Origin of the sequence: Moorena sp. SIO4G3, from assembly GCF_010692305.1 — a bacterium.
GTDB classification, from domain to species: Bacteria; Cyanobacteriota; Cyanobacteriia; order Cyanobacteriales; family Coleofasciculaceae; genus Moorena; species Moorena producens_A.
This window is the reverse complement of the sequence record NZ_JAAHIG010000111.1, coordinates 1-8,034: the sequence shown is the minus strand read 5'-3', so window position 1 is coordinate 8,034 and position 8,034 is coordinate 1. Positions and strand designations below refer to the sequence as shown.

Here is an 8,034-nt window from a genome sequence, read left to right as displayed (position 1 = left end):
AGCAATTTTGGATAATCGCGTTCGCGTAGCGTGACTGCATGTCAATCGCGCTAACTTGAGCAACGGGCGATAGTTATCGAAAATTCCAGCAATTTGGGCTAATAACAATAGCGCTAGCTTAATCAACTTCGATAGCTATCGAAAATTACAACAATTTCGGATGATCACGATAGCGCTAGCAACAGCAACAAAGCCTGAAAATCCTTTACTGTCGGAAATTTCAACAATTTTAGAAATAATGTGATCCCCCCTTGTTGAGCAACAAAGCCGTGAAAATCCTTTACTGTCGGAAATTTCAACAATTTTGGATAATCATGATCGCCCCTTGTTGAGCAACGCACGTTAGTTATCGGAAATTACAGCAATTTTGGATAATCTCGATACGGCGTTGGTTGAGCAACAAAGGGTGAAAATCCTTTACTGTCTGAATTTCCAGCAATTTTAGAAATCATGCGATCGCCTTAGCAACAGCAACGCGCGATAGTTATCGAAAATTCCAGCAATTTGGGCTAATAACAATAGCGCTAGCTTAATCAACGAGCGATAGTTATCGAAAATTACAACAATTTCGGATGATCACGTTCGCGTAGCGTGACTGCATGTCAATAGCGCTAGCAACAGCAACAAAGGGTGAAAATCCTTTACTGTCGGAAATTTCAGCAATTTTGGAGTCTGCACGATAGCGCTAGCTTAATCAACCCACGATAGTTATCGAAAATTACAACAATTTCGGATGATCACGTTCGCGTAGCGTGACTGCATGTCAATAGCGCTAGCTTCAGCAACAAAGGGTGAAAATCCTTTACTGTCGGAAATTACAACAATTTGGGATAATCACGATCGCCCTAGCTTGAGCAACTTCAATCTAATTCGTTGACTATCGCAAATTACAACAATTTGGGATAATCACGATCGCCCTAGCTTGAGCAACAAAGGGTGAAAATCCTTTACTCTCGGAAATTTCAACAATTTTAGAAATAATGCGATCGCCCTAGCTTGAGCAACAAAGGGTGAAAATCCTTTACTCTCGGAAATTTCAACAATTTTAGAAATAATGCGATCGCGTTAGCTTGAGCAATGCGCGATAGTTACCGAAAATTACAACAATTTTGGAGTCTGCACGATCCCCCTAGGTTGAGTAACAAAGGGTGAAAATCCTTACTGTTGGAAATTCCAGCAATTTGGGATAATCACGATAGAGCTAGATTGAGCAACAAAGGGTGAAAATCCTTTACTGTTGGAAATTTCAGCAATTTTGGAGTCTGCACGATAGAGCTAGATTGAGCAACAAGGGGTGAAAATCCTTGGATTGTCGGAAAATCCAGCAATTGTGGATAATCACGCGGGGCGCTAGCAACAGCAACTTCATTCCAATTCGTTCACTGCTGGATATTTCAACAATTTTAGAAATAATGGGATTCCGGCAAAGCCCGACGCTTCGCGTCCGCGTTAGCTTGAGCAACAAAGGGTGAAAATCCTTTACTCTCGGAAATTCCAGCAATTTGGGATAATCACGCGGGGCGCTAGCTTGAGCAATGCGCGATAGTTATCGAAAATTACAACAATTTTGGATAATCATGATAGCGTTAGCAACAGCAACTTCCTTAGTTATCATAAATTCCAGCAATTTGGGATAATCACAATCGCGCCAGCTTGAGCAAATTCGGTGACAATCCTTGGATTGTCGGAAATTCCAGCAATTTTGGTAATCATGGGATTGACCAAAGGTCACGCTAAGCGATGCTCGGTACGAGCCGCTACGCGATCGCGTAATGCGATCGCATTCAATTCTATTCCCTACTCTCTTCAGATTCTTCCTCCATAGGCTCAGGCAAATCAAAAATAATAATAAATTTCCCATCAGGCATCAGTCGTTTAAGCGCCTGCAAGTGACCCTCCGCATCAGACCGGTTCCGGTAACGACCAACAACGACCCGTTGCATTTGTGGCAATAGCCGAACAATCGCCCATGAATATAGGCGTTCAGAGTACGTCATAATTTTAGGTATCTCCTTAACTGGGGGACTAGAGCCAGCCTGAGAGCGTGGAACATCCGTGGCTGGCTCTTAGACGTTTTCACGTCTATAATCCTATTATAGCAGATAAATAATCTTATATTATAACATATTTTAAAAACTTTTGTAACAAACTTGTGAGGGAGTAGGGAGTAGGGAGCAGGGAGTAGGGAGATAAGGGAGGTTTTGATTAGCGCTAGATAAATTCGGCCAAAGTATAGCGCTAATTTAAGCCACTCAGTTAATTATCCTAAATACCCTTTAACACTTCAAAAAGTAAGCGCTAGATAAATTCCCACAAAGTATAGCGCTTATTTCTTGTAATACCTTAATCATCCCAAATACCCTTTAACACTTCAAAAAGTAAGCGCTAGATAAATTCCCACAAAGTATAGCGCTTATTTCTTGTAATACCTTAATCATCCCAAATACCCTTTAACACTTTAACACTGAAAAAGATCACTACTTTTAACTGCTCCCTAGGAGCATCTGATTTTACACTTAAGTTAAAGGCGAGAGACCGAATGTCTAACACTTGGTGACCTAACACCTAACGCTATCATGCTTAAGCAAATTGCTGATGCCTTTGAGCACCATGATTATCAAACTGCTGCGCGATTAATTAAAAAACTTCTCAAGCAAGAGCCTAATAATCCCTGGACACAGCTTTATCTAGGACGGCTCCAGGAAGTCAGAGGTAAGCTAGAAGCAGCTGAAAGAATCTATCGACAGTTACTGAAAGGAACACCTGTTCCTAAAATTATGGCCCAAGCTCGTCAGGGACTAGCACGTTTAGAAGCTACGGCAAAAGAACAGCGCAGAGAAGCCTTAGCCCAAGCAACTGCTGACCCTGAAAGTAATCAATTGGGAGTGTTAGTCCTAAAGCCGATCAGCCAACAAGATAAACCAAAAGCAGCTCAAAACTTAGCTCGTATCCTGGGGATAGACCCTTACACGGCAAGGCTACAGCTACCTACTAGAGGCTGGCGTTTATATCGCACTGGACCTGTGGGAGAACTTAAGTATTATGGGTCGTTACTGCGAGAAGCATCAATAAAATGTTTGTGGGCATCTGTAGCAGATATCAAAACAATTAATATCTATCAAGTTAAGTATTTTTCTGACAGTAGTGACCAGGAAACTACTGTAGTATGTCACAACTCTCAGGGACAGTTGGGTTCCTTTACCTTTAACTGGTCGGAAGTGACCCAACGAGTTGAAGGACGGTTGCCTTTGTTTGAGAAGGTAGTAGACTTAGATGCGCGACGGAATTTAACTCGTAAAACCCAAACCTTAGACTATGCCATGGTTTGTGACTTGCATTTACCACAGCGCCACAGTATTCTCAGACTATGCGATCGCAATTATCAATTTCAGCAAGGAATTGCTCTAACCCCCAAATCAGTTTCCAGTCAAAATGCTCAATCCCGAGACTCTCGTATACACCAAAGCACTACCAGAGTCAACTGGAACAACTTGACTGATTACTTAAACCTTCGGCTACTTGAGAAACCAGTATGGTCTGACTTTACCACCTTTGCGCAAACTGCTCTAGACTACCAAGATCTGCTAGAAAAACTGGAGTCTCATATCGACTTATTTCGCCTGGTCGAGACTCCTTGGGATCCAGCATTTCAGTTGTATAGTGGACTAGTGTTTCTTGACTAATAACTAATCTAGAAACGAGGGTTTTGCATCTGAGCAGCCATGTCGAGGAACTTATTCATGCTAGGACCAGGACGCCGACGAGGCATGATCATTGGTACGTATTTGGTCGCAAAGGTCGTTTCCGGCTGCCCTTTTGCCTTGTTATTAACAACTGCTGCTGCTGAAGTGATTGCCGCTACTGGTGTTGGCTCAGGAGCAGCTGCCTTTTTTTTAGCTTCTGCTTCAGCCTGTTTCTTAGCCTTTTCTTCAGCCTTAGCCTTAGCTAGTTGTTCTTTCTTGGCTTGACGAGCAGATTTAGTATCAGCAGCAACAGCTGTTGCTTCTACGGTCGCCGTTTCCGCTGTTGCCTCAGCTGGTGCTACTACGGGAGCGGTTTCTGCTGTTGTTTGGGCAATAGCCGGTTCTGGCTTCTGTTCTACCGCCGGTTGCTCGGGGGTGCTAGTTTCGCTTTCGTCTAGCTCCAGGTAGAAGCCCTTGGATTTATTGCGCTTAAACAAACCTACCATTTACAAATACCTCTCTAAATTAGTTTTAATGGAAGCTATTACCAGAGTGCGATCGCAACTGGGGCTACAAGCTTGACCCAGGACATATATCGGTAATCGGTAATCGGTAATCGGTAATTGTGCTTAATCCTTACTGATCACCTTTACCAACTAACCATTTACTAAAAACCTGACCCTGTCCTGGCTTCAGTGAATAGCCCCAGTGCTTATCTTGGGTGACTCGTCGTTTGATGAAACTTAACCAAACGTTGCATTTGTATAGTAATTATGAGTGATTACTTTACTTATTGCAACATTTTAGAGATTTTTGTTCATCAAACTTTACATTAAACCCTTGATAAGTATATTTACTTAGATTTTTAGAGCTAAAGACGACCAGGTAATTTAGAAAAGTTTACAGTTATCTCAGATTTTTGAGGAAAGTTATGGAAATTCGACGGATTGCTGAAGTTTTGCGCAATGGTCAACCAGATCAGTCTTTGACCATTCAAGGCTGGGTAAGGACAAAACGGGAATTAAAGGACTTTGCCTTTATGGAAGTCAACGATGGCTCCTCCATGGCAAATTTACAGGTAGTGCTCAATCCAGACTTGTCAGATTATGAGACTATCGTTAAGCAGCTTAATACTGGCTCATCAGTAGAAGTCACTGGTATACTAGTAGAATCTCTTGGCAAGGGACAGCGAATTGAACTCAAAGCATCCTCGGTGACAGTGTATGGGGAAGCAGATGCCAATTATCCCCTGCAGAAGAAACGCCACTCCTTTGAGTTTTTACGCACCATCAGTCATTTGCGATCGCGTACCAATACCCTAGGTGCAGTGTTCCGAGTACGGAATGCCTGTTCCAATGCCATTCATCAGTTTTTCCAAGAACGAGGTTTCTTGTGGGTTCATACCCCAATTATCACCGCTAGTGACTGTGAAGGAGCAGGGGAGTTGTTCAGTGTCACTAACCTAGACTTAAACAACATTCCCAAAACCGATAATGAAGCAGTCGATTACACTCAGGACTTTTTTGGACGACCGACTTACCTGACCGTCAGTGGTCAATTACAAGCAGAAATTATGTCAATGGCGTTTCGGGATGTGTACACCTTTGGTCCTACATTCCGAGCCGAGAATTCTAATACCTCTCGACATCTAGCAGAATTTTGGATGGTGGAGCCTGAGATGGCATTCTGCGATTTGAAGGGGGATATGGATTTAGCAGAAGCCTTTCTCAAGCATGTATTTAAGTCAGTATTGGAAAACTGTCCAGAAGATCTGGAATTTTTCAACAAGCGGATAGATAACAATGTTCTCGCTACTGCTGATAATATTATCAATAATCAGTTTGAGCGGATTACTTATACAGATGCGATCGCATTACTGGAGAAAACGGATCGTAAGTTTGAGTATGCGGTAAGTTGGGGTGTAGATTTGCAGTCAGAACACGAACGGTATCTAGCCGAAGAGTTGTTTAAAAAGCCCGTCATTGTCACGGATTATCCAGTAGAGATTAAAGCCTTTTATATGCGCTTAAACGACGACGAAAAGACTGTAGCAGCAATGGATGTGCTTGCGCCTAGGATTGGGGAGATTATCGGTGGTGCTCAGCGGGAAGAACGGCTGGATATATTAGAGAAGCGAATTCAGAATCAGGGCATGAATCCAGAAGATTTATGGTGGTATTTAGATTTGCGACGTTATGGTACAGTGCCCCATGCTGGATTTGGTTTGGGATTTGAGCGATTGGTGCAATTTATGACTGGTATGGCAAATATTCGGGATGTAATTCCGTTTCCCAGAACTCCTTTAAGTGCAGAGTTCTAAGAATTTCAACTATGGTTGGTTCTGCCCACAGCCATTGATGGAAATATGGGTAGTGGTAAAGATTTAGTGGTTTGGCTACCGTCTGGTAAAGGTAACGGTAGCTAACATCACGAATTGTGCAGCACTACCCAAAGCTAAATTGACAGAGTATTAATTAGCTGAGTGCAGCATGACTACGGTCATAGGTAGAGCGGAAACTAGGATGGGGTTTACCTTGGATAGTACCCCAGTAGTCAGAATCTAAGCTATCTAGTCCTACTTCGGAAGCAACGCGACCTAGCATAGATTGCTGACGATTTTTGATCATGTGATGGTGATTCATCATCAGAGCCCTAGCTTTTTCTTGAGTAGACATTTTCCTTTCTCCGATTGCTTATATTAGATTGTGATGGAATTAATTTCCCTTACATTTATAACTATAGCAGTTATTCTGTATCAAAAACTACAAAATTACTTTTATTTACAAATCTTAATGAACTAGCAACTATCACGAGATACTCTTAAACCGTCATTAATCGGGACAATCCGGTATAAAACGGTCAAGGTGCAATTTATTGCTGCCCAAGTGAGAAGTGGTCAAACGGTAATTGGAGTTAAACCTCCCACTTGTCTGTTTGGGCGATCCTGGCATCTCGACCAGGAGTTGCTTGAAAGCCTTAGTTTTAGTATGCTTAGGGTCAAGCCAACCTAGCTCAACCCCATCAACCAAACTTAGTCCCATTCCTCTCAAGAAACGCGCGGTACGACGCAATAACACTGCCTGTACCTCTGTCTTGCTCATGTATTTCCCGATCTCTTTATCAGTTCCACGAGCAAGAATATTTTGGGCAGCATTATAATCAGCCTGCAACACGACCCCATCAATTCCGGTAAAATTGTCCCCAGTTCTTTCCCCAAGAAGGGTTCCAGTTCTGGAGTCAATTTGCGACGTGTAACTAGGCTGAACTTCTGTAACAACCGAGCCAGTCCAATTAGCCCATTTCTGCAAAGAGTCCCGTATTGCTCCTTTCATCCAATTATTAAGTTTACGGGACACGGCGCTGCTCTGGCGCTTGCCTTTGATTGGTTGTGTTAAATCTTCTGCGAAAACTTTTAGAGCTTCTCCATTGAAGAGAGATTTAGAAGCTGCTCCTATTATCGCCGCCAGTTCAGCTTGGTTCTGTCTGTAACGACGATTTTCTGTCTTCCTGGTCAGGTTATTTTCTAGGATCCTGGCTGACTTAGCTGGATCTATTTTTTCTAGCTTTCTGTGAAGCGCCCATAACTTCCCTCTATGGCGGTTTTTTGCACATATACGATCAGACTTTTTGGTAGTTGCTTTCCCTAGTCCTTTCCCGTGAGCCTGACCTTCTGAATCATAGAAAACCTCCGTGTACCCCTTATCTACTCCGATACTCCGACGTTCAGATGGAATTTCAACAGTCCCATGGTCTACCAAAAAGTGAATTTCAAATCTTTGCAGAATTTGGTTGTGGATTAATCTGATCTGTCCTTTTATTTTCCGATTAGACCTGATAACTATCCTGTTTCTTTTCCCTCTCCTTAATCCAGCCAATTCTAACTGATAAGTGTTACGGGAAAGTCTTTTGCATTTATAGCCCACTTGTTGATAGACTATCTGGTTTTTAACCCAGGAATGTCCTCTCTTAAATTCCTTTCTGACAAGTCTGTGTAGGAGCGAGTTATCCAGAAATGCTAAAGTTTTAAGTTGTTTGCAAAGCTCCTTCCGTTTGTTTTGGTTTTCCTTTCCAGGGAACCTTCTGTAGATCTTTTTTGCTACCGCATCTATACAGGCTGCCTGCTGAGCTGTGATGGCCTTGGCTACATCATTAATAGTCCAATCCATTATTTTGGCAGGCAACCCCAAGGTGTCGGGAGTCCTGAAGCTTTTAATCTCTGGAATGGCCTTTTTATTACGGTCGATGTCCGGTATTACCCGATGCACCTCCGCTCCAAAGCCGTACGTGAAGCTTTCACCTCATACGGCTCCTAGGTTCTCCTTCAACCTTTCGGCTTGCAGTCATCTTGTGA

The 8,034-nt window shown here is 42.7% G+C and carries 7 protein-coding genes; 3 read left to right on the top strand and 4 right to left on the bottom strand.

Features of this window, described 5'->3' with window-relative positions; genetic code table 11:
* Positions 1-1,666: 1,666 nt before the first annotated feature.
* Complete coding sequence (locus F6J99_RS20105) at positions 1,667-1,825, top strand: hypothetical protein (RefSeq protein WP_293114665.1); 159 nt, start codon at positions 1,667-1,669, stop codon at positions 1,823-1,825.
* Here the strand turns inward: F6J99_RS20105 and F6J99_RS20100 are convergent.
* Positions 1,791-1,997, bottom strand: coding sequence for a hypothetical protein (locus tag F6J99_RS20100; protein WP_070390902.1), 207 nt, complete (start codon positions 1,995-1,997; stop codon positions 1,791-1,793). The two genes, F6J99_RS20105 and F6J99_RS20100, sit on opposite strands and share 35 nt — an antisense overlap.
* 579 nt (positions 1,998-2,576) lie before the next feature.
* On the opposite strand from F6J99_RS20100, the gene F6J99_RS20095 reads away from it, so the two are divergent.
* The gene (locus F6J99_RS20095; protein WP_293114663.1) at positions 2,577-3,683 is read left to right on the top strand and encodes a tetratricopeptide repeat protein; all 1,107 of its coding nucleotides are present in this window, start codon (positions 2,577-2,579) and stop codon (positions 3,681-3,683) included.
* Between the two features lie 8 nt (positions 3,684-3,691).
* Here F6J99_RS20095 and F6J99_RS20090 read toward each other — a convergent pair whose 3' ends face one another.
* Positions 3,692-4,189 (bottom strand): hypothetical protein, encoded by a 498-nt coding sequence (locus tag F6J99_RS20090; RefSeq protein WP_293114661.1) that lies wholly within the window; start codon positions 4,187-4,189, stop codon positions 3,692-3,694.
* A gap of 425 nt (positions 4,190-4,614) precedes the next feature.
* Here F6J99_RS20090 and asnS point away from each other — a divergent pair, with 425 nt between their 5' ends.
* On the top strand, positions 4,615-6,003 hold the full coding sequence (asnS, locus tag F6J99_RS20085) for an asparagine--tRNA ligase (protein WP_293114659.1): 1,389 nt from the start codon (positions 4,615-4,617) through the stop codon (positions 6,001-6,003).
* 154 nt (positions 6,004-6,157) lie between these two features.
* Here asnS and F6J99_RS20080 read toward each other — a convergent pair whose 3' ends face one another.
* Together F6J99_RS20080 and F6J99_RS20075 are read right to left on the bottom strand one after the other, a co-directional pair.
* On the bottom strand, positions 6,158-6,358 hold the full coding sequence (locus F6J99_RS20080; RefSeq protein WP_070390908.1) for a hypothetical protein: 201 nt from the start codon (positions 6,356-6,358) through the stop codon (positions 6,158-6,160).
* Positions 6,359-6,514: 156 nt separating this feature from the next.
* The gene (locus tag F6J99_RS20075) at positions 6,515-7,948 is read right to left on the bottom strand and encodes a zinc ribbon domain-containing protein (RefSeq protein ID WP_293114657.1); all 1,434 of its coding nucleotides are present in this window, start codon (positions 7,946-7,948) and stop codon (positions 6,515-6,517) included.
* Positions 7,949-8,034 lie beyond the last annotated feature (86 nt).

What these genes read in the sequence shown, in the direction of transcription:
- F6J99_RS20095 (WP_293114663.1), top strand. Translation starts at nt 2,577, where the DNA reads ATGCTTAAGCAAATTGCTGATGCCTTTGAGCACCATGATTATCAAACT.
- asnS (WP_293114659.1), top strand. Translation starts at nt 4,615, where the DNA reads ATGGAAATTCGACGGATTGCTGAAGTTTTGCGCAATGGTCAACCAGAT.
- F6J99_RS20090 (WP_293114661.1), bottom strand. Translation starts at nt 4,189, where the DNA reads ATGGTAGGTTTGTTTAAGCGCAATAAATCCAAGGGCTTCTACCTGGAG.
- F6J99_RS20100 (WP_070390902.1), bottom strand. Translation starts at nt 1,997, where the DNA reads ATGACGTACTCTGAACGCCTATATTCATGGGCGATTGTTCGGCTATTG.
- F6J99_RS20080 (WP_070390908.1), bottom strand. Translation starts at nt 6,358, where the DNA reads ATGTCTACTCAAGAAAAAGCTAGGGCTCTGATGATGAATCACCATCAC.